Source organism: Paenibacillus aceti (assembly GCF_003614185.1).
GTDB lineage: Bacteria > Bacillota > Bacilli > Paenibacillales > Paenibacillaceae > Fontibacillus > Fontibacillus aceti.
Genome location: NZ_KZ987724.1, coordinates 4,304,318 through 4,325,653, shown reverse-complemented (window position 1 = coordinate 4,325,653; position 21,336 = coordinate 4,304,318). Strand labels below are relative to the sequence as shown.

At 49.9% G+C, this 21,336-nt stretch carries 18 protein-coding genes and 1 pseudogene; all 19 read right to left on the bottom strand.

The features are described from left to right. Nucleotides 1–154: 154 nt before the first annotated feature. Nucleotides 155–2,653: a stage II sporulation protein E gene (gene spoIIE / locus BFJ94_RS19480; RefSeq protein WP_120464142.1), complete on the bottom strand. Its 2,499-nt coding sequence runs from the start codon at nt 2,651–2,653 to the stop codon at nt 155–157. A gap of 352 nt (nt 2,654–3,005) precedes the next feature. After that, the gene (locus BFJ94_RS19475; RefSeq protein WP_120464141.1) at nt 3,006–3,494 is read right to left on the bottom strand and encodes a S1 domain-containing RNA-binding protein; all 489 of its coding nucleotides are present in this window, start codon (nt 3,492–3,494) and stop codon (nt 3,006–3,008) included. Nucleotides 3,495–3,608: 114 nt separating this feature from the next. Continuing rightward, on the bottom strand, nt 3,609–3,953 hold the full coding sequence (locus BFJ94_RS19470) for an FtsB family cell division protein (protein WP_229717133.1): 345 nt from the start codon (nt 3,951–3,953) through the stop codon (nt 3,609–3,611). 34 nt (nt 3,954–3,987) lie between these two features. Then, complete coding sequence (locus BFJ94_RS25935) at nt 3,988–4,185, bottom strand: hypothetical protein (RefSeq protein WP_229717136.1); 198 nt, start codon at nt 4,183–4,185, stop codon at nt 3,988–3,990. Nucleotides 4,186–4,298: 113 nt separating this feature from the next. Next, nucleotides 4,299–4,550, bottom strand: a pseudogene (gene yabQ, locus BFJ94_RS25930) (spore cortex biosynthesis protein YabQ); the annotation flags it as partial. Then, entirely contained in the window at nt 4,547–4,828 is a 282-nt protein-coding gene (gene yabP / locus BFJ94_RS19460; RefSeq protein WP_120464139.1) for a sporulation protein YabP, read from the bottom strand. The gene yabP and the pseudogene yabQ, both read right to left, overlap by 4 nt. A gap of 117 nt (nt 4,829–4,945) precedes the next feature. Beyond that, nucleotides 4,946–5,221, bottom strand: a complete 276-nt coding sequence (locus tag BFJ94_RS19455) for an RNA-binding S4 domain-containing protein (protein WP_120464138.1) — start codon at nt 5,219–5,221, stop codon at nt 4,946–4,948. Next, nucleotides 5,221–5,493 carry a non-specific DNA-binding protein Hbs gene (hbs, locus tag BFJ94_RS19450; RefSeq protein ID WP_120464137.1) on the bottom strand — a complete coding sequence of 91 codons (273 nt, stop codon included), beginning with the start codon at nt 5,491–5,493 and terminating at the stop codon, nt 5,221–5,223. The genes BFJ94_RS19455 and hbs overlap by 1 nt, the downstream gene beginning before the upstream one ends. 181 nt (nt 5,494–5,674) lie before the next feature. Next, nucleotides 5,675–7,165, bottom strand: a complete 1,491-nt coding sequence (gene yabN / locus BFJ94_RS19445; protein ID WP_120464136.1) for a bifunctional methyltransferase/pyrophosphohydrolase YabN — start codon at nt 7,163–7,165, stop codon at nt 5,675–5,677. A 200-nt stretch (nt 7,166–7,365) separates the two neighbouring features. Next, nucleotides 7,366–9,066, bottom strand: a complete 1,701-nt coding sequence (locus BFJ94_RS19440; RefSeq protein WP_120464135.1) for a putative polysaccharide biosynthesis protein — start codon at nt 9,064–9,066, stop codon at nt 7,366–7,368. 189 nt (nt 9,067–9,255) lie between these two features. After that, a complete protein-coding gene (gene spoVT, locus BFJ94_RS19435; RefSeq protein ID WP_120464134.1) occupies nt 9,256–9,798 on the bottom strand; it encodes a stage V sporulation protein T in 543 nt (180 codons plus the stop codon). 282 nt (nt 9,799–10,080) lie between these two features. Beyond that, the gene (locus tag BFJ94_RS19430) at nt 10,081–11,199 is read right to left on the bottom strand and encodes a peptidylprolyl isomerase (protein WP_120464133.1); all 1,119 of its coding nucleotides are present in this window, start codon (nt 11,197–11,199) and stop codon (nt 10,081–10,083) included. Then, the gene (gene mfd / locus BFJ94_RS19425) at nt 11,186–14,710 is read right to left on the bottom strand and encodes a transcription-repair coupling factor (RefSeq protein ID WP_120464132.1); all 3,525 of its coding nucleotides are present in this window, start codon (nt 14,708–14,710) and stop codon (nt 11,186–11,188) included. The genes BFJ94_RS19430 and mfd overlap by 14 nt, the downstream gene beginning before the upstream one ends. Before the next feature lie 230 nt (nt 14,711–14,940). After that, complete coding sequence (gene fin, locus BFJ94_RS19420) at nt 14,941–15,171, bottom strand: anti-sigma-F factor Fin (RefSeq protein WP_120464131.1); 231 nt, start codon at nt 15,169–15,171, stop codon at nt 14,941–14,943. Nucleotides 15,172–15,863: 692 nt separating this feature from the next. Continuing rightward, nucleotides 15,864–16,424 (bottom strand): aminoacyl-tRNA hydrolase, encoded by a 561-nt coding sequence (pth, locus tag BFJ94_RS19410; protein WP_120464129.1) that lies wholly within the window; start codon nt 16,422–16,424, stop codon nt 15,864–15,866. Nucleotides 16,425–17,386: 962 nt separating this feature from the next. Further along, a complete protein-coding gene (locus BFJ94_RS19400) occupies nt 17,387–18,340 on the bottom strand; it encodes a ribose-phosphate diphosphokinase (protein ID WP_068778567.1) in 954 nt (317 codons plus the stop codon). Nucleotides 18,341–18,473: 133 nt separating this feature from the next. Beyond that, nucleotides 18,474–19,883 carry a bifunctional UDP-N-acetylglucosamine diphosphorylase/glucosamine-1-phosphate N-acetyltransferase GlmU gene (gene glmU, locus BFJ94_RS19395; RefSeq protein WP_120464127.1) on the bottom strand — a complete coding sequence of 470 codons (1,410 nt, stop codon included), beginning with the start codon at nt 19,881–19,883 and terminating at the stop codon, nt 18,474–18,476. A gap of 124 nt (nt 19,884–20,007) precedes the next feature. Continuing rightward, nucleotides 20,008–20,292: a septation regulator SpoVG gene (gene spoVG, locus BFJ94_RS19390; protein WP_068778569.1), complete on the bottom strand. Its 285-nt coding sequence runs from the start codon at nt 20,290–20,292 to the stop codon at nt 20,008–20,010. Nucleotides 20,293–20,477: 185 nt separating this feature from the next. Further along, nucleotides 20,478–21,305: a pur operon repressor gene (gene purR, locus BFJ94_RS19385; protein WP_120464126.1), complete on the bottom strand. Its 828-nt coding sequence runs from the start codon at nt 21,303–21,305 to the stop codon at nt 20,478–20,480. Nucleotides 21,306–21,336: the final 31 nt, after the last annotated feature.

The following is a 21,336-nucleotide window of genomic DNA, read 5'->3' as shown; positions in this document are numbered from 1 at the left end:
ATTTCGACAAAACGACAATCATAATCTTACTATGAATTTCAAAACATTTCCATGATATTTAATTCCAGAATTGTGTACATTATTTGAATAATACCACCTAGAGATTCGCTACTTAAGACCTATTTTCTCTTTATATAATCTGCTTTGTACATTTTCAGCTCACCGTACGCGGCCGCTCCAGCCGGGATATTCCCGGTATATGCAGCGTTGACCACTGAGGCAGCAGATGATCAATTCTGGCTACTACTACGGTCATATCATCATGAATCACATTCTTCTGATAGCGGATCACCGATTCGAGCAGACAATCTGCAATTTCCTGGGGCTCATCCGAATAAACCTCCGAGATCACCCGTTTAATCCATAGCTCCTTATTAACCGCATAGCCCGGAGCATCATACACTCCATCCGTCATCATAATCAGAATGTCCCCAGGATGCAGCTGCACGGTCACAAGGTCGATCTCGATGTCCTGAATAATGCCGATCGGCAGATTGCTGGCCGTAATCGGGATAACCTCACCCCCCCGCTTGATAAAGCTCGGTGAAGAGCCGATCTTCAGAAAGGTGGTCTGGGCCGAGAACTCATCGATCAGAGCCATATCGACCGTGGCGTAAACTTCATCCGGAGAACGAAGCATCAGAATCGAATTGACCGATTTCACCGCCAGCTTCTCATCCATCCCCGATTGCAGCAATTGCTCAAGAATCCCAAGCGCCGTGTCGCTCTCCAGCCGCGCCCGCTCTCCATTGCCCATTCCGTCACTGATCGCCACGGCATACGTGCCATTTCCCAGCTCCATCGCACTGAAGCTGTCGCCTGACAGTAAATCACCGCCCTTAGCCGCTGCGGCGACTCCCGTTGTGACCTCAAAAGTCTTGGCCGAGCCGAAGGTCACCGTGGCCAATCCATCCTTGCCTGTCGGCATATTCTCCCTGACGACCGTAATATGCTCGTCCACAATATCCGATAACAAGGGGGCTATAATCTTTCGGCACTCGTCAAAGCCGCGGGTATAAGCATGGACAATTTCAATCTCCACATTGCCATGATCCAGACTGATAATATCGATGTTCTGAATGGACAAACCCATCTTGTCGAGCGCATCCCTGATTTGCTCCTCTTGCTTATACATAGCTTGTCCCTCGCGCTGGATTTCCCGGGCCAGATCCTCCATCACCTGCGAGACGCCCGAGAGTTGTTCCGCGACAAGTTGTCTGCTGTCGTATATTTGCCGCTTCCAGTGCATATCATTCTGATAGAGGTTGTACTCCTGCTTCATCAGTTCGAGGACCTGATCACTCTTGAGGCAGAGTTTATTCCATTTCGGAGGTAGATCCCGCTTCGTTACCTCCGGGTTCTCCTCTACGGCCGTCATCATCTCTGTCATCAATTTATAGGTCTGATAGAAGTTACCATCCCAGCATAGCTTGCGGCGCGAGCAATTCGAACAAGCCTCTTCCGTGATCGCATTCATGAAATGGCCGACCTCTTCACTCTGCTTGGACATCTCGCCACTGCTAGCCATCTGCCCGAAGCTACGCGATAGCTGCTTGAACACTTGGGAGAACTGGGCCACTCGTCCGGCAGTAACCTCCCTGACCCGCTTGGCATACTCATGCTGTGATTTAATATGATCCTGGGTACCAGGCACGTATTTGGCGATCACGCTGACTACGCTCTTGGGGGTAATCAAGAAGAAGAAGATCGCTACACAGCTCTCCCATGTCGAGGACATAACCTCGGCTGGTCCTGTTAAATATATCGATAGGATGGATGAGCCCAGCAGCATGCCCAGAGCTACAGCCCATTTGCGCCCCTCCCGCAGCATGCCTGCCAGCATGCCCGCGAAGGCTAACAGACTCATCTGATAGAGCGCTGTCATATTGGCCAGGCTTAGGATCAGGCCCGTAATTACGCCCACCGAAGCCCCTAAGGAGGCACCGCCAACCAGAGCGAATAACAGGATCAAATATCTGGACATGATATGCTCAATCGACAGACCGGAAATCTCCCACCCGACTGCTCCCGTCATCATCGAGGCCAGCAGAATGACCAAGCACAAGATCTCCTCATTCTTCAGATGCTTTCCTTTTCTCCGAAGCGAGAAGATCGGCACGGACTGAATGAAGACCAGCGTCAACACGAAGCTGAGGACGGAGTCCGCCACAATCATCATCATCGCGTACCAGGTCAATGAGGGCCCGACGACCGCCTGGAACAAGCCTACGAAGAAGGTACTGAAGAATACAATTAACGGAGCGTAGGAGATGTCCGCTCGCTCGAAGGCTTCCAATCCTTTATGAATCAGGTAAAAAATAAGCAACTCCGCAGCGATCCATACGCCATGCTGGACAGGCGATAAAAGGGCTCCGAGCACCATCAGAAATCCGGCGGACATCGCACTCTCGCGACGCATGAACATCATCACCGCGAAGAAAGCGACAGCGAATGGGGATAGCTCGTCCAAAATTGTAGCTCTCCCTAGTAAAAATGCCATCACCAGAAAAAGAAAATTCCATTTATTCACCGTAAAGCTCTGAGCTGCCCGCTCCAGAAACGGGGCATTCATCCATATGCCTCTCTCCTTCGCCTTGGCCCGTCCTCTCATTCTCTTCAAACCGGGAAACGTAATGACATTCCACTTCTCCATTAACTGGCACCACCTTATCCAATTTGTTAGGTATGTCCCATTATAAGTAGGATAATCTGGAAAGTTTGTCATATGCCGGAGCATGACCCAAAGAAATTTCCGACAAATTGAGAGGGCTACACGAATCATCACGAATACAAGCCCACCTAAGCCTGCGTCCCCCTGATACGTGCCTATGTTCGCATCGCTCGTCCATATTTTAACGCGCTGCATCACTGATTTATCTGCTGCATATCGTTTTATTGCGTAATAACCTGTCGGCTAAAGAGGACAGACGACAAAAATAGAATCCGCGAAACACAAAAAACCGTAGGCATAATTCATGCCTACGGTGGATTTCATATTTGTGAAGTTACATTCGCTTGGCTCCGCGTCCTCCGCGTTTGCCTTCCGTATTCTTCTTCAACGAAGATATTCGCTCTTCACTATCCTTGAGGAAACGCGACATCTTATCTTCAAAAGAAGTCTTGCTAGGAAAAGACTTGTTAGGAAAAGAGCGTCCCCCTCGATCCCGATTAAATCCGCCACCTGGTCGGTCTCCGTCTCTGCCGCCACTTGGGCGATCGTTTCTTGGTGCACGAGGCGGTCTGCTAGACTCCACCGGCTTATCGACGGCTTGCTTAATGGAAAGTCCGATCTTACCGTCCTTATCGACATTAATTACCTTCACAGTAACCATATCGCCAATCTTCAGGTGATCGTTGACGTCCTTCACATAATTGTCGGCGATCTCCGAGATGTGAACGAGACCCGTGACACCTCCTGACAGATCCACAAATGCTCCGAAATGCGTGATGCCTGTCACTTTACCCTCTAACTTGGTGCCCACTTCTATTGCCATAAAATAAAATGATCCTCCCTTAAAAATATACAGCCAGGCCTCGAAATCATGACTGCGGTGATTTGATTATACCGAATGAGTGAAACAAGGTCAACAGACGGATGTCTCTAGATCTCAATCATTCTCCGAGCCGGAATCCGAAATCCGCACCGGAATCTCACCAGGTTTATACAGTCCATACTTCTTCATTGCGATCTGACCGATATATTCAGGATCCTTCAGACGATCTAATTCATAATTCAATTGATTCAAGCTCTTCTCCGCAGCCTCCTTGGTAGCCTCACGCTCCGCGAGCTGCTCGGATTTACGCCCGATCTCACCGGATTGAGAAATAAAAGTGTGGCCGGCCCAAATCATGAAGACGACCATGAACATCATCCAGAGCCTTAACCGGCGGCGCGCTCCGACCGTTCCGGAAGTCTTACTCTGAGTTTGTCTACCTTTGGATACTTTATTCAACCGAGCGCCCTCCAATCTCTTATTCTCTCATTCTCTATGAAACCAGCGTCTCCATAAAGACACCATCCAGTTCCGTACAGCGGTCAGCCTGTCCGAAATGCGAAGTCGCCTGCGCAGCGGCCTGGTCGCCCATAAGAATAGCTTCCAGAAAGGCAGCAAGGTGATTCGACCCAGGAACAGCAGTACAACCCATATGAAGCCCAGTAATATCCAGATTCCCTTGAACAGCCACCTTAATGGGGCCACTATCATGACCTGGACAATCCAGACTAATATCCTATAAAATCGCTTTATTACTATTATTAACATTACCACAAAACGTTCGGTTATAACACTCAGAAACAAAAAATGAATCCAAACGCCTATAAAAAGTCCTAGAAAAACATAGAATCTGATTTCTCCCTGATTGGTATGATATAAAGTTCGGAAGACGAACAGTGCTGAGGCACACCAATAGAGCAGGTCAAGGGCATGTACAATCCAGCGCGGAAAGCGGAATTGCCTGGAGACCACGCGATAGCTGTCGAAGACAATTCCCATAATCATTCCGCAGGCCAGCATCCATAGAAGGGTAATCCACTGTGTATGCAGATTCATCGGAACAGCTTACCAATAAATCCTTTGTTGGATGAGTGGGAGCCGGGCTCCAAATAAGACAGGGAATTTACCAGGCCCTCGATACTGACAAGCCCCTGTTCGAGATTCAGATTTTTGATATGTAAATTCTGACCGCGGATCGTCAAATGCCCCAGTTCGGTCTGCAGTAGAAATTCCTCACTATCAAAGCTCTCTACATTCTGCACCCCTGATATTTCAAGCAGCTTTCTGTGAAATAGATGCAACTCCTGACGCTTCCCTTTTCCTTGTTCTACCATGGCATGTACCCCTCCTTCTTACAGATAGCTTATGGAGGAAGTATACGGTTTAGAACTTGGGGAGAAATAAAAAGCGGTGCCCAAGGGCACCGCCGAATCAACAGTATTCACTATTGATTATTCAAATAAATTTTCTTTTGCGATCGGTTCTTCCTTCACCAAGGTATACATGGTAGCCGCTTCTTCTTTGCGGGTGGTCTCGGCCAATCGTTCGACTCTTACGGTGACCAGCTTCTGGCCGAATTGCACCGTAATTTCGTCGCCTACCTTCACCGCAGTGCTTGGCTTCGATTCACGGCCGTTGATCAGAACTCTTCCTTGATCGGAGACATCCTTCGCAACGGTACGCCGTTTAATCAACCGTGACACCTTAAGGAATTTGTCGAGACGCATTATTTTACAGCTTCTTTAAGTTTGTTGCCGGCTTTAAATGCAGGTACTGTAGATGCAGGAATCTCGATCGTCTTACCCGTTTGCGGGTTGCGGCCAGTACGACCGGAACGTTTGCGAGTTTCGAAGGTACCGAAGCCAATCAATTGCACCTTGTCTCCACTTGCAAGAGCCTCGGTGATTTCACCAAGAAATCCGTTCAATACGGATTCAACGTCTTTTTTAGTCAAGCCACTCTTGCTGGAAATGTTGTTGATCAAGTCAGTTTTGTTCATTAATAATGCCTCCCAATAGATAAAGAAATAAATGATATTGCGGCAATTCGGAGTAGGCTCCGGCTTACAGCAAGGATATCTTTGTATGAGTATTCTTTCTTTAATTAAAAAATCCTGCCCGGAACTTAGAATTTTTTTGTTTAATTCGCAAAATTACCCGCATTTTAGGCAATTCCCCTAATTATCTCCGTTCCTTCTTCTTGGCTTCCTCCCATAATCGGTCCATTTCGGTGAGGGAGCTGGTGCCTGGAGTTTTCCCGGCTTCATGAAGCCGTTCCTCTACATAGCCGAAGCGACGGATAAATTTGGAGATCGTCTGTGATAATGCTTCCTCCGGGTCCGCCTTGATAAAACGGGCTGCATTGACGACAGAGAACAATACATCGCCCAGTTCCTGCGTCTGCTCTGCCGGCTGTCCTGTCTTGACGGCCTCGCGCAGCTCGGTGATCTCCTCTTCGAGCTTGTCCCAGACGGAGTCGATATGCTCCCAGTCGAAGCCGACCTTGGCCGCCTTCTTCTGCAGCTTATACGCCTTCATTAACGCTGGCAAGTCCCGTGGAACACCGCTTAATGCGGATAGTCTCTCCGGTTCGATGCCTTTACGCCGCTTCTCCTCCGCTTTCATCGCATCCCAATTCTGCAGCGCAGCTTCGGCATCCTCGGCGCTTAATTCTCCGAATACATGCGGATGGCGGTAGATCAGCTTCTCATTCAGCTCTTGAATCACATCGTAAACCGAGAAAGTTCCCAGTTCTTCCTCCATCTGTGAGTGCAGCATGATCTGCAGCAGCAAATCACCTAGCTCCTCACGCATATGATCCGGGTCATCGTCATCGATGGTCTCAAGCACTTCATAGGTTTCCTCGATCAGATTCTTTCGAATGGATTGATGCGTCTGCTCGCGATCCCAAGGACAGCCTCCCGGACTGCGAAGGATCTCCACGATCTCATGCAATCGGCCAAAGGTACGAATCCGCAGGGATTCATCCGAATTAGCCGGAACATAGACCAGAGATAAATTGCCAAACCCGCTGATCCGATCCAGCTCGTAGAGCGGTACGGTAACGATTTGCTCACGGCCTTCTACTCCCAAGGCATGTCCGACGGTAATCTCATAATCATCTGGATAGATCTCCATCAGGCTGAGCTTGACATCAGAAGCCGTGAATTCATCATATACTTGTCCGATCAGCGTATGCAACTGCGGATGGATCAACTCTGCATTCACATCCGAAGCATCGAGCAGTTGAAACCCTTCAATCGGGTCAAAACCGAGACGCACGAATGCCTCATCCAGGAAGCTCTCTCCGCCGATGACTTCGATCGTAATCTGTTCAGCAGGACAGCGCTCCCGCAGCAGCTTGACCGTTAATTCCGCCACCATCGGATGACCGGGAACAGCATATATGATCTGCCCCGCTGACATCGACTTAGCTTCGGCGATCAGACGGTCTGCAATCTCCGCGTAAACGGAGGGGAAGTCCTCCTTCGCCTCATACACAGCATCGAAGGATGTGAACGGAATCCCCGTCTCCTCCAGCCATCCCACAACGGGATGGTCCTTCGTACGAACATACCGCTGCTGCGCTTCCTTAAGCCTTCTGAAGCTGCCCAAGGTCAGCTGCTCGGGATCGCCGGACCCAAGTCCGATTACCGTTATGCTTGCGCTCATGTATGAGTCACTCTCCTGTCCGATTCATAATTACGATCGCTACGATCTAACCTCTTTGCTTGAGCCAAGCGCCCTGCCGCCTGCACTCAACACGGTTGTCAAAAAAAGAAAGTCCAAATCGCATGATAATACTATACCACTAGTTTTGTCCAATTACGAAATTGAGAACATCGCCGAATTATTTGTGAATAATCCGCCGCTTACTCCGGGCGGATCAGCCGCAGCTTCCGAAGCAGCTTCAGCAGCTTCGGGCCGAGACGCGGCAGGGCGGCCACCTCCGCCGCGGTCAAGAGGCGTGTTCGCAGGACCGCGACGGCGAACACGGCTGCGCCGAGCAGCACGCCCAGCAGGCTGACCAGAGCCGCTATAAGGCGGCTCTGCGGCAGCGGGGCGGCAGCGAGGCGCAGCAAGAGCACGGCCGCCGCCAGCGCTAGGATGGCGCCGGCCGGCCGCAGCAGCGCTGCTTGTGCATCGGGGCGTAGCCCCGTGCGCCTGAGCAGCAGCGCGAGGTTGAGAGCCGCAGCGACAGCGTAGGCGATGATACCGGCGATGGCAGCGCCGGTAATGCCCAGCTGCGGCACAAGGGCCGCGTTCAGCGCCGTCTTGAGCGCTGCGGCCAGCAGCAGGTGGAACGCCGGGGCACGGACGTAGCCGAGCCCCTGCAGCAATGCTGCTGTCACGGTTACGAGCGCGCTCGGCGCTGCCGTCCAGGCGATCCAGGCCATGGTGCCGCTGCCTGCCGCATCCTGATACAGCATCACGTTAATCGGCTCGGCCAGCAGAGCCAGCCCGGCCGAGGAAGCCAGCCCGATCAGCCAGAACCAGCGCAGGGCCAAGGTCAGCTGCCTTTGAATTCCTGCTGTATCCCCACGGATGTTCATCTCGGCCAGCACAGGAATGAATAGCACGGACAATGATGACGCCAGCATAGTCACCAATTGTACAAGAGGGATACCGCGATTGTAAACACCGACAGCCGACATAATGGCAAGCTCATCTCCATGGCTGGATAACAGTCTGGGCAGGGTAAATGTATCGACCAGACTGATCAGCGGTACAGCCAGGGAAGCCAGACAAATCGGTATCGCGTAACGAAGCAAGGAGGAGAGCAGCGCTCTGCCCCGCTCCCCTGCAACGGATGCTGATCCTGAGGACAGCCCAGGATGAGCTTCATTGCTGCCACTACCGACAGCGATACTTCGAACTTGATTAACATCAATGCTCTGTTCAGCACTAGTCCTCCGCTGTCTTCGATATCCCGCCCAATAGAGCAGCATCACCAACAGGCCGGCAGCTCCGCCGAAGGCCGAGCCGGAGAGCGCGCCGCCAGCGATCACAGACTCGGTCGCTCCTGCACTGCTTAAGTACAGCAGAAATACAATCATGACCGCTACTCTGATCGCTTGCTCCGTTACCTGTGACACCGCCGTCGGGATCATATTCTGCAGCCCCTGGAAATAGCCGCGCAGCGCGGCGCTAAGTGGGATGAATAGCAGGGCCGGAGCCGAACTACGCAAGGCCGGTACCAGTTGGCTGCTGCCGATCATCGCCGCCAGTTGAGGAGCGCCAAAATACATCAGAGCACTGCCGACCAACCCCAGCGCAATCATCATGAAGGTCGCCAGCCACAGCACCGCTCGTTTGCCGCGCTCATCGCCCCTCGCATGGCGCTCGGCGACAAATTTTGAGACGGCCGTCGGAAATCCGGCGGTAGCCAGTGTCAACAGGATCGTATAGAAGGGATAGACGGTATTGTAAATGCCGAATACGCCGTCTCCACCTATATTTTGCAATGGAATCTTCTGAAGCGTCCCCAACAGCTTGGTTATAATCGCTGCCAGGCTTAGTACCGCCGCCCCCTTAAGCAATTGAGACGATACATGGTTGTCTCCTGATTTCATAATTAACCTACTTTTCGCCAATATTTCGCAAATCACGTCCATTATAAAACGAAACCGGCGGCTGCTACCACTTTTCAAGGGAATATAGCCAAGTCAAGCCAAGAAAAACGCAAAAAAATACACTCCGAGACCGGGCAGTCAAAGCCGCCCTTCAGACCTGGAGTGTACGCGTGAAGCTTCATTCGTCAATTATTGTTCCATCTGTTTGCCAAGGAAACCCGCTGCTGTCTCTGCCATCTTCGATTCCATCTCAGACATCTTCACGGAATCGTCCTTATTCATCAAAATCACAGTACCGATTGGGTCACCGCTAGAAATAATCGGTGCAATAACGAAGGAAGAAATCGTCTCTGGATGATCCTTATTGATCTCATAAGTCCCCGTAGTCGTCTCGATCATTGCCTTGCGTCCCTCCATGCTGCTCTCCAACATAGCACTGATCTGTTTGTCCAAATATTCCTTCTTGGAAGCCCCAGCTACAGCGATCAGCGTATCCCGATCCGAGATCAGTGTAATATGACCTGTGCTCTCATACAATGATTCCGCATATTCCCTAGCGAAATCGCCCAACTCGCCGATCGGCGAATATTTCTTCAGAATTACCTCACCATCACGGTCCACAAAAATTTCCAACGGATCTCCTTCACGAATCCGTAAAGTGCGGCGGATCTCCTTAGGGATTACCACCCGACCTAAATCATCAATACGACGTACAATTCCAGTAGCTTTCATATCACATGTTGCCCCGCTTTCTTAAGAAGTTTTGAACTACTGTTGAATATCTGTTTAATCTTCGGATGTATTTGTACGGGATTAGAGGGATTGAACGGCTCCTTGTGATTCTGACCATAGTATTCATCCCTTCCCAAATCCTTATGCATCGTATTTTACCTTGTCGGTAAGTACCTGCAGACCGTTACCAGAGACAAGAAAGCAGCGCAAAAATAAATTCACGCCGCTAAAGTCAAGTCCCCAAAATAGCAGATAATCCCTTGACCCGTTTACGGGTAGCGATTATTTACTGCTATTGCTTCCACCTTCAGCGCCAGAGGTATCGTTGCTTCCCTTCTGATCCGAGTTGCTGGAATTACCAGAATTCCCTGATTGATTAGCAGCTCCATCATTACCGGCTTTTTCTGAATTTTCAGACCCTGGATCGGTCTCTAATTTTTTCTTCTCTATCTTAGGTAAAGTAATATTCTTGATGATGTTCTTCTCCAAGTCGCCGGACATGAACTCGTCCAACTTTTGAGAAGCAATGGACATCTTCAGTGCGTCCTTCTCTTCATCCGTCAGTTTATCTAAGGTCTTCTCGGTTCTGGATTCTACGCGGATAATATGATATCCGTAATCCGTCTCCACCGGATCGCTGATTTTATTTAAAGGAAGCGTCATCGCTGCCTCTTTAAACTGAGGAACCCACTGATTGACATGGGCGTCTGCATACAAGCCGCCATTATCAATGTTCTGTTGACCATCCGTAGAATATTGCTTCACTAACGCAGCAAAATCCTCACCCTTGTCCAACTTAGCCTTGACCTCTTTGGCTGTTTTCAGCGCGTCTTCCTTGCTTACTTCCTTACCTTCCTTATCCTTGAAGCCAATCAGAATATGACGAACGGAAGCGATAATATAATCTTCCTTAGATGCTTCGAATTCCTTCTTCACATCATCTTCCGTAATTCCCTTTAATTGCGTCTCCATTACCGTATAAATACGGGTCATGTAGCTCTGGAATTCTTTTTCGGTAATTTTCTGAGCATCCAGCATCTGCTTGACAGCATCTTCACCGTTGGCTTCCTTCATAGCCGTATACTGAGCATCAGCCTTCTTCTTGCCTTCTTCCTTCATCTTGTCGTCAGCTTTGCTCTCCAGATATTCATAAGTGATCGCTTGCTTAACCAAGTATTCCCGGAAGTCATCCATTTCTGCGAATTGCGCCATCATCGGCTGCAGTGCAAGAACCATGCGCTGTTCGTCGTCGAACTCTTTTTGCGTAATTTCTCCGCCGGCATAGGTTGCAACGACATTGTTATCCGTTTTCTTACCGCATCCCGCCATGACGGACAAAGCCAGCACGACCACGAGGGTAATCAGCAGCGTCTTCCAAGAACGCCCTTTACTTCGAAACATCTTGTAGTTCCCCTTTCGTCTTGAACGAGTCCTTTAAGGCTCCCAGGAATTGCTCCAACAAGCCCATCAATTCTTGGTCGTCCATTCCCTTGGTTTTGATCCGGATCAGTACGCCAGATCCTTGGTTAAATTGTACACGTCTTCCGAACAGATTTCCAACCTCCGCGAATTTCGCAGGGATCAGATCCTTCTCAACGCCTTCATAGAACTTAAGAGTAACTTCGTCTCCACGCAGTGAGATGGATTCAATGCCATATTTCTTGCCATACAGCTTCACTCTGGCTACAGACAGCAAGTTCTGAACGGCCTCCGGCAAATCGCCGAACCGATCGAGCAGCTCGTCCTCTAGGTCGGCCACATCGTCGAACGAGGCCGCTGAAGCTGTTTTTTTGTAAATCTCAATCTTCTGCATACTATCATAAATATATTCCGGCGGTAAATAGGCATCGATGCCAAGATCGATCGTCGTGCTCCAGGAAGCCTCTATCGGATCGGTCTCACCAAGCATCGTTACCTTCCGCTTCTGGATCTCTTCAGCGAGCATTTGCGAATATAGATCAAAACCGACCGACGCGATGAAGCCATGCTGCTCAGCGCCTAGCAGGTTGCCCGCGCCACGGATAGCAAGGTCCCGCATAGCAATTTTAAACCCTGAACCGAGTTCAGTAAACTCTTTAATGGATTGCAGGCGTTTCTCCGCCACCTCAGTCAATGATTTATCCCGTTGATAAGTAAAATAAGCGTAAGCGATCCGGTTGGAACGCCCCACCCGGCCCCGCAGCTGATACAGCTGGGACAGCCCCATTTTATCGGCATCATGTACGATCAGTGTATTCACATTCGGAATATCGACCCCAGTCTCAATAATGCTCGTGCTGACCAGAACGTCATACTCTCCATCCAGGAAGTCCAGGATCGTCTTCTCCAGCTCCTGCTCAGACATTTGTCCATGGCCGATAGCCACTCGCGCCTCCGGTACGAGCATGGAGATCTGCGCGGCCATCTCTTGAATGCCCTGTACCCGATTGTACAAGTAATAAATCTGTCCACCGCGGGCAATTTCGCGCTCCACGGCTTCCCGAACGAGCGAAGGGCTGTACTCTACCACATAGGTCTGCACCGGAAAACGATTCTCCGGCGGCGTCTCGATGACGGACAAGTCGCGGACACCGAGCATCGACATATGCAGCGTACGCGGAATTGGCGTCGCTGTCAGCGTCAATACATCCACATTGGTCTTCAGCTTCTTCAGCTTCTCTTTATGGGTAACCCCAAACCGCTGCTCTTCATCCACAATCAACAGGCCCAGATCCTTGAAAATAAGATCCTGCGACAGCAAGCGATGGGTACCGATGACAATATCCACGGTTCCCTGACGAACGCCCTTGATGGTCTCATTCTGCTCCTTACGGCTGCGAAAACGGCTCAAGGTCTGAATGTTAATCGGATAGCCAGCAAAACGTTCACGGAAGGTCTCATAGTGCTGCTGGGCCAGAATGGTGGTCGGGACAAGAACAGCTACCTGCTTGCCTTCAATCGCCGATTTAAATGCAGCACGAATAGCCACCTCGGTCTTCCCGTAGCCTACGTCTCCGCATAGCAAACGGTCCATCGGCCGTGAAATTTCCATATCCTTCTTGATTTCCTCGATCGCGCGAAGCTGGTCCGGGGTCTCGTCGTACGGGAACATCGCTTCGAATTCCTGCTGCTCCGGCGTATCCTTCTCAAAAGCATAGCCCGGTGAAGCCTGACGCTCTGCATACAGCTTGATAAGGTCATCAGCGATATCTTGCACCGAGGAACGAACCTTATTCTTGACCCGGGTCCATTCATTCCCGCCGAGCTTATAGATCTTAGGCTCCTTATCCTCGGAAGCCACATATTTCTGAATGAGATCGATCTGTTCAATCGGGACCGACAGCTTGTCACCACCGGCATACAGGATATGGATATAATCCTTATGGATGCCGCCAACTTCAAGCGTACCGATGCCTACATATTTCCCGATCCCGTGATTCTGATGGACGACGTAATCGCCGACCTTCAGCTCGGTATAGCTCTTGATCCGCTGCGCATTGTCCATGCTCTTGCCGAATTTGCGAGCTTTGCGCTGTTTTTTGGAGAACATCTCTCCCTCTGTGATGATAACCAGACGAACCGAAGGGAGTTCAAATCCAGTTTGCAGGTTTCCCTTAAGCAGCATCGGCTCATCGATGCCATAATCGAGCAGCACTCTGCGCATTCTCTCGATGCGCTCTTCATTGCTGGCCAGCATCATGATGTTGGCGCCGCTCTTCCTCCAGCGTTCCATCTCGGACTTCAACACATTCATTTGCCCATGGAAATCCTGCATGGAACGGGTCACGAAGTTAATAATATTCTGCGGCTGCGTATGCGGTACCTGTCTTAAGAATAGCGACAATAGCAGCGTCTGGAACGGACGGTGATACAGAACATGGTCGGATTCCACTGCAAGCGGCAGCTCCGGCAGGCTCTTCCCATTTTGCAATAAATGCATGTTCCATTCTGCCTCATCCCGCTCCAGTTGCTTAGCCGTCTCAAGTAAACGTGCGGGTTCCTCCAGAATAAGCAGCGTATCCTCCGGCATGTATTGATATAATGTCTGATGCTCCGGGTAGAGGAGCGAGACGTACTTATACATTTCCGGAAAATACACTTGCTCGCGCAGCATTTCGATTTCCCGCGATACTTCCTCTTGTAATTTATGCTTGGCCTGACGATCGGTCATCTTCTCAAGCTGGTGCTCCAGCTGCTCCCCCGCCGCCTGGGCCGCTCGGGTCATACGTTCGCCAGAAGCGATCAACTCTTTGCAAGGAGTAATCGTCACCTGCTTGATCTTATCTACCGAGCGCTGGTCCATCGGGTCAAAGGTACGGATTGAATCGATCTCGTCATCGAACAACTCCACACGGTAAGCCAGCTCCGAGGTCAATGGATAGAAATCCAAAATCCCGCCACGTACGCTCATTTCCCCGCGTGATTCGACGCGCTCCACTCTTTCGTATCCTAGCTCGACCATCTGGGTCAGAAAAGAATCCAATTCGATCGTCCCGCCTAACTCGATAGACAAGCTGGCATTCGCCATAACCTCTGATGTAGGCAGGTAGCGGCGCACGCCCGAATAAGGCACCACCACAATGCCGCGGAAATGTTGCGAGCATTGCAGCAGTACCTCGATTCGCTGTGCCAGCGTCTCTGGACTGGAGATGGCTGACTCTGCAGCGACCAGTTCATTGGCCGGATACAACAGCACCTCTTCTGATGATAGCGCTTCCTGTAAATCTTCATATATTTTCTGAGCCGAGAACATGTTATGGGTGATCACCAGCATCGGACGGTCAACCTTCTTATATAGCGCCGCCAGCATGACCTGTCTGGCCGAGCCGGATAAACCCGAAATAAGCTGTTCTCTCATTCCTGATTCTACTCCCGCTACCATGGAAGCAAAGTCAGAATCCTGTGAAAAAGCCTGTATGAGTGCTTTTAACAAATGAGGCACCTCTCTTATTGCTTAATTGATACTATTCTAATAAAAATCGTATGACTTAACCGTTGTAATCGTTACGATCGTTGCGATCTGGTTGCCATTCCCGCCAGGCTGTCCTTATAGCTGTTCTGCCTTAAGTCCCTGCGCCCGAAAATCGAACCAAAAAGGAGCCTCAGCACGCTTGCCAAGGCCCTATACCCGTCTTTTCAAAGTGGATCCTTCATTCTCCATGATCATTGCAGCGGATTCGAGAGCAAGGTTAGCTCCGGATTGTTCTCAAGCGCTTCCCTGCAATAGTCGCAGGTCACCCGAACCGTCGTCTCACCGTTCGAATCATACGCTATTATATCTCTCCGCTCATCGGGGGTCAAGGAATGGAAACCTAGCTGCGTCTCGGATATATAGGGTGCCTCTATTCTACCAATAAACGTTCGGCAATGCCGACATACATAGTTTATTGCCATCTATATGCCTCCTGAAGAATCATTATGTCTTCAGTATGCCCGGAATTGCTGCAGCTTAGCCCTATCCCTCCAAGCCGTTCACCAGCAACCACATTTGTATAACGATGCGGGGGAACCACATCCACCGCCACTTGCCTTCTCCTGCCTAACCTAAGTGCATTCTGAAGGAACAGCGCCTCATTCCCCGCCATAGAACTCCATGTTACTCGCGAGCGGCGAGTACATCCTTTGGGGATATTTTCCCAGGAGAGTTTCCTCTGCCGCCGTAACCTCTTATGCATGGCATATTATGCAGGTTATGCGTATTATGCGTATGCGTGTTATGCGTGTTATGCCAGCTATGCAAGTTATCCGAGCCTTCAAAGATGCAAATATGCAGGCTTTTTGGCCCAAAGTCACCCGATTTACCTAAATTCCTGCAAAAGTGCAGGCTTTTTCCCTTTTTGCACTGAAATCGAGCTAGTGCGAGGAAAATACCTGCATTATCGCAGGAATTTACCATTTAAGGCCGTAATATTCGCAAAACACCTGCATAATTGCAGGCTTTTTACGGATAAGCTCGTTTTGCACGACGATCCAACATTCATGATGCTGCACTAGAGAACATATTAGCGACTTCCCTCGAAATCCCTGCAACCTCACAAAAAATCCTTCAAACAGTAACATATCCAAAAACCATGCCACGATTGAAACTATTGATTAAACTTGGCCATCGTCTGCTCGAAAGTATGATCCATACTGAACTCTACCGCATCACAAGCTGCCTCAATCGATTGCTGCAGCAGGGGTTGCTCCTTCTTGGCGAACTTGGACAAAACATAATCTACTACCGCATACCCCGGCTCCGGCCTCGAAATCCCCATACGAATCCGGTTGAACGTCTGCGTCCCCGTATGCTGGATAATCGACTTAATCCCATTATGCCCACCGGCACTACCTTGATAGCGCAGCCGATTCCTCCCCAGCTCCGTATCCAGATCGTCATACACGACGATCATATCCTCCAGCGACACCTTATAATAATCCATAAAAGCGCGAACCGCCTCACCCGACAAATTCATATACGTCATCGGCTTAATCAGCGCAACCTTGCTACCCAGCATAAATCCTTCGCCAACTAGCGCCTTACACTTACTCTGCTTAATCGCGATATTGTGCCTGCGCGCCAACTCATCCAGCGCCATAAACCCGATATTATGTCGGGTCTTCGCATATTCACTCCCCGGATTACCGAGGCCGACAATCCACTTCATCTTCGTAAATCCTCCATTTACTCTCTTCACTGGTATCCCCAGCTACCTTCTTCGATTCCACTTAGCGCATCCCGCAGGGACAGCGGACTTTCCTTCCTTGCCCTAGCCTAAGCGTATTCCGTAGGAACAGCGACTCCTTATTCATTCTAGCTAATGCACGTCGCATGCTCTCCTTCTTCTCGCTCCACCCTGAGCGCATTCCGTAGGAACAGCGTCCTCCTTGCTCAACCTAACTAAAACGTGTCTCATGCCCTCTTTCTTCTTGCTCCAACCTAAGCGCATTCCGTAGGAACAGCGCCCTCCTTCACGCTAAGTAGCACAATTCCCCGCCTAACACTCCTCATTCACCCTGCTCCGCTGAACTTCTTCCAGTTCACACTCTAATCTTTGCTCAGACCATAGCGCATCCCGCAGGGACAGCGACTCCTTGCTCAACCTAAACTTAAACGTGTCTCATGCCCTCTTTCTTCTTGCTCCAACCTAAGCGCATTCCGTAGGAACAGCGTCCTCCTTGCTCAACCTAACTTAAAACGTGCCACATGCTCCTCTTTCTTCTCGCTCCAACCTGAGCGCATTCCGCAGGAACAGCGCCACCTACATGCTAAGTTGCAGTTAAAAAGCACGACAGTCCACTCTCCGCTCCCCTCACAACCGCCAAAAGTAGAGCGTACCCCATAGGGGTGGAAAGCGGCTCCTACGCCTCCGTACACCCAGGCGAGCCGAAAGCAGCAGACCTCCCCAGCATGTTTCCAGGTAACCCGGGCGCTCCCAAAGTAAGACGTACCCGAAGGGGGAAAAGCGATCCATGCAACAAAAGCCCCTAGCGCCTCCCCCTGGAAGGGGGACAGTCGCAGGAGCACCTCTTTACCTCCAACGTTAGTCCATTTTGCAGGAGTCCAGAGGGCAGCAAGCCCTTTGGAGCCCTCCCTTATGGTAAGGGAGGGTTTGGGAGGGTTGAGACTCTATTCTATCTCAAACAACTTACTAATCGACAACTCCTCATGCACGCGAATAATAGCTTCGCCCATGAGAGGAGCAACAGACAATACCTTCAGCTTGCTGGTTGGATTCGGGTGGGTAATCGGAATCGTATCCGTCACGATAACTTCCTTGAGCGGAGAATTCTCCAACCGCTCCATCGCTGGGCCGGACAATACCGGATGCGTACAACAAGCATACACTTCCTCTACGCCGCCTTCCTTAAGCGCATTAGCGCCAAGCACGATCGTACCCGCCGTATCGATAATATCATCGACCAGGATCGCCGTTTTTCCTTCAATATTCCCAATAATGTTCATAACTTCACTTACGTTAGGTTCCGGACGACGCTTGTCGATAATCGCAAGCGGAGCGTTCAGGAAGTCGGCCAGCTTGCGGGCACGAACAACACCACCGTGGTCAGGAGATACGACAACCGGGTTCTGAATATTCTTCGAGCGGAAATATTGGGCCAGGATCGGAACGCCCAACATATGGTCCACTGGAATATCGAAGAAGCCTTGAATCTGCATAGCATGCAGGTCCATCGTAATGACGCGGTGTGCGCCTGCCTTCTCAATCAAATTAGCTACCAGCTTGGCCGTAATCGGATCGCGTGAACGCGCTTTACGGTCCTGACGCGCATATCCATAATACGGAATAACTACATTAATGCTCTTAGCTGAAGCACGCTTCAAAGCATCCACCATTACGAGAAGCTCCATCAGATTGTCATTAACAGGCGCACAAGTAGACTGCACAATATATACATGGCAGCCACGTACGCTTTCCGACAATTTGACTTGAATCTCACCGTCACTGAAGCTAGTCGTCTCCGATTCCCCCATCGGGATTCCAATATAATCGGCGATTTGATGCGCTAATTTCGGATTGGAGTTACAAGTGAATATCTTCAGTTTAGAATCACAATAAGTCATAAAATTTAATACCCTCCGTGCTGTGTAGATAGATTAGAGATGTCTCGAACTATCCCCGTCATTAATATGATCACTGCATCCTGAATCCTGAACTTCGATTCATACTACTTCTTCCGTGCCTGGCATCTTGCTTCTACTCTTTAGCTTCTTCCTGTTGTCTTAACTTCTTAGCTTTGGCGCGAGCGCGAATCTTCTCAGCGTAGCCCGGCTTATTCTCTTGGCGATTCCGCGCGATAGCCAGATCATTCTCCGGCACTGCATTCGTAATCGTCGAGCCTGCTACGACATACGCTCCCTTGCCGATCTTAACCGGCGCAATGAGATTGACATTGCTGCCGATGAAGGCATCGTCCTCGATCTCAGTAATAGACTTATTATATCCATCATAGTTGACAGTAATCGCACCGCAGCCAAAGTTAACGTTCTTGCCTACCTTGGCATCTCCGATATAGCTCAGGTGAGACACCTTTGCGCCATCATCCATCGAGGCGTTCTTGATCTCTACAAAATCGCCCACCTTCACATGATTACCCAACTTCGTCCCTGGACGCAAATAAGCAAACGGCCCTACGGTCGTGTCCTTGCCAACTTCTGCTTGGCTTAGCACCGAATGTTTGACCTTTGCACCGTCAAGAATGTGACAGTTCTCGATATCAGAGGAAGGGCCGATCATACAATCTTCTCCGATTACCGTCTGTCCGTATATGGAGCACCCCGGCAAAATGACAGTGTCTGCGCCGATCACAACATCCGCTCCAATATAAGTAGAACCTGGATCTACAATCGTTACACCATTCAACATATGCTTACGGGCAATGCGAACTCGCATAAGTGTCTCCGCTTCAGAGAGAGCGATACGATCATTAACACCGATAGACTCGGTATAATCGTCCGTTCTGTAACCTTCAACAACTTCTCCTTCTTGAACCAGGATTCCTATCACATCTGTTAGATAATACTCCTGCTGAGCATTGTTATTTGTCACTTTCTCCAGAGCGGAAAATAATTTCGCATTATCAAAACAGTAAGTGCCGGTATTGATTTCCTTCACCGCATTTTCTTCAGGAGAACAATCCTTCTGCTCGACAATTCGCTTCACAGAGCCACCCTCGTCCCGGATAATCCGACCATAGCCTTCCGGACGATCTAATTCTGCAGTGAGAATCGTTGCCGCCGCTCCATTTCGATCATGGAGCTGAATCATAGCCTCCAGCGATTCCTCTGTTACTAACGGAGTGTCTCCGCAGATCACAATCGTCGTCCCTTGCTCTTGGCCAAGCAATGGCTTGACTTGCTTAACAGCGTGACCGGTCCCTAATTGCTTCTCTTGCAGTACATATTCCGCTGACTCGCCAAGATAAGCCTGAACGGTCTCTGCACCGTGACCAACGACCACGATACTGCGTTCACATTGGACCTTATTCACCGTATCCAAGACATGCCCGACCATCGGTTTACCGCAAACGGGGTGGAGCACTTTATAGAGCTTCGACTTCATGCGTTTCCCCTGTCCTGCAGCAAGAATAATCGCAAATCTTTTCAAGGCCCCGGCCTCCTTCATTTGAACTCATTACTGACTATATCTCATTTAGAAGAAAAAGAAAAGAGAGCCATGAACATGGCTCTCTTTTCCTCGAACCCCAATTAGTTAAGACAACAATAAAAACTTAAGCCCCTTCTTCAATAACTTCCTCTTGTTCAGCAGCGCGCTCGTATTCTGCGAGGACTGCGCTCTGAATCTTCTCGCGAGTACCCGAAGAGATCGGATGCGCGATATCCCGGAATTCCCCGTCCGGTGTGCGCTTGCTAGGCATAGCTACGAACATCCCGTTGTTACCATCGATGACACGAATGTCATGAACAACAAATTCGTTATCGATGGTAATGGATGCAATCGCCTTCATTCTGCCCTCAGAGCTGACTCGGCGGAGTCTTACATCCGTAATTTGCATATGTGTTCACCACCTTTTTCCATCAGAGACTTGGTGTAATATTCCACATAGCAAACGGAAATCCTTTTTTTTTCGAGAATAAAATAGGCTAAATTTAAGAATTTTTTTGGAATATTGTGTTATTCGACAGAATTCGCCATAATTCCGGTAGTTTTTACAGGGAATCGACTAATTTTTGGGTTATCTCACTTGTTAAAATAATTACCGGGAGTTACTGATATTTCCTTTTCTTTAGCATCCACCGCTCGAAGTGTTGCCAGGGATACATAATCCTGCAGCAGACGCTGTTCCGACTCAACTTCCCCAGATTCTACCAGAACCCCGACTCCAGCTACGGTAGCATCGAACTCAGCCAATAAATCTACCATTCCTTGAATCGTACCGCCGGCTTTCATAAAGTCATCGACGATCAGCACTTTGGACTTCTCCTTCAGCGCACGCCGGGATAGTGTCATCGTATGCAGACTCTTATGAGAACCCGATACATAGTTAATACTTACTGCCGAGCCTTCAGTCACCTGATGATCCCTGCGGACGAGCACAACGGGCAGGTTCAGTTCGGCCCCGGTCGCGTAAGCTAACGGAATCCCCTTCGTCTCCACCGTCATAATACAATCGATATCCACATGGGCAAAGGCGGTGGCGAACAGCTTACCGGCCTCATTCATTAATGCGGGCTGTCCCAACAAATCCGACATATACAAATATCCCCCCGGAAGAATACGATCCGGCTGACATAATTTCTCGCACAGCTCATGGATAAATGTGAGCGCATGCTCTTGTCCTACTTTGGGAATATATTGGACCCCACCGGCAGCGCCTGCCAGCGTCTGCAATTCGCCGATCCCCTCATCCTCGAATACCTCTTTGATGATGGCTAAATCCTCACTGATCGAAGACTTGGCCGCGCCATACCGCTGTGCGAATGTCGTCAAAGGTATCAAATGATGCGGACGGGATAACAGATATTGGGTCATTTCAACCAATCGAGCGCTTCTTTTTAATTTTTTCACGAAGACCCCTCGCTAAATCCGAATATTTTAA

What these genes read in the sequence shown, in the direction of transcription:
- spoIIE (WP_120464142.1), bottom strand. Translation starts at nt 2,653, where the DNA reads ATGGAGAAGTGGAATGTCATTACGTTTCCCGGTTTGAAGAGAATGAGA.
- BFJ94_RS19475 (WP_120464141.1), bottom strand. Translation starts at nt 3,494, where the DNA reads ATGGCAATAGAAGTGGGCACCAAGTTAGAGGGTAAAGTGACAGGCATC.
- yabP (WP_120464139.1), bottom strand. Translation starts at nt 4,828, where the DNA reads ATGGTAGAACAAGGAAAAGGGAAGCGTCAGGAGTTGCATCTATTTCAC.
- BFJ94_RS19455 (WP_120464138.1), bottom strand. Translation starts at nt 5,221, where the DNA reads ATGCGTCTCGACAAATTCCTTAAGGTGTCACGGTTGATTAAACGGCGT.
- hbs (WP_120464137.1), bottom strand. Translation starts at nt 5,493, where the DNA reads ATGAACAAAACTGACTTGATCAACAACATTTCCAGCAAGAGTGGCTTG.
- yabN (WP_120464136.1), bottom strand. Translation starts at nt 7,165, where the DNA reads ATGAGCGCAAGCATAACGGTAATCGGACTTGGGTCCGGCGATCCCGAG.
- BFJ94_RS19440 (WP_120464135.1), bottom strand. Translation starts at nt 9,066, where the DNA reads ATGAAATCAGGAGACAACCATGTATCGTCTCAATTGCTTAAGGGGGCG.
- spoVT (WP_120464134.1), bottom strand. Translation starts at nt 9,798, where the DNA reads ATGAAAGCTACTGGAATTGTACGTCGTATTGATGATTTAGGTCGGGTG.
- BFJ94_RS19430 (WP_120464133.1), bottom strand. Translation starts at nt 11,199, where the DNA reads ATGTTTCGAAGTAAAGGGCGTTCTTGGAAGACGCTGCTGATTACCCTC.
- fin (WP_120464131.1), bottom strand. Translation starts at nt 15,171, where the DNA reads ATGGCAATAAACTATGTATGTCGGCATTGCCGAACGTTTATTGGTAGA.
- pth (WP_120464129.1), bottom strand. Translation starts at nt 16,424, where the DNA reads ATGAAGTGGATTGTCGGCCTCGGTAATCCGGGGAGTGAATATGCGAAG.
- BFJ94_RS19400 (WP_068778567.1), bottom strand. Translation starts at nt 18,340, where the DNA reads ATGACTTATTGTGATTCTAAACTGAAGATATTCACTTGTAACTCCAAT.
- spoVG (WP_068778569.1), bottom strand. Translation starts at nt 20,292, where the DNA reads ATGCAAATTACGGATGTAAGACTCCGCCGAGTCAGCTCTGAGGGCAGA.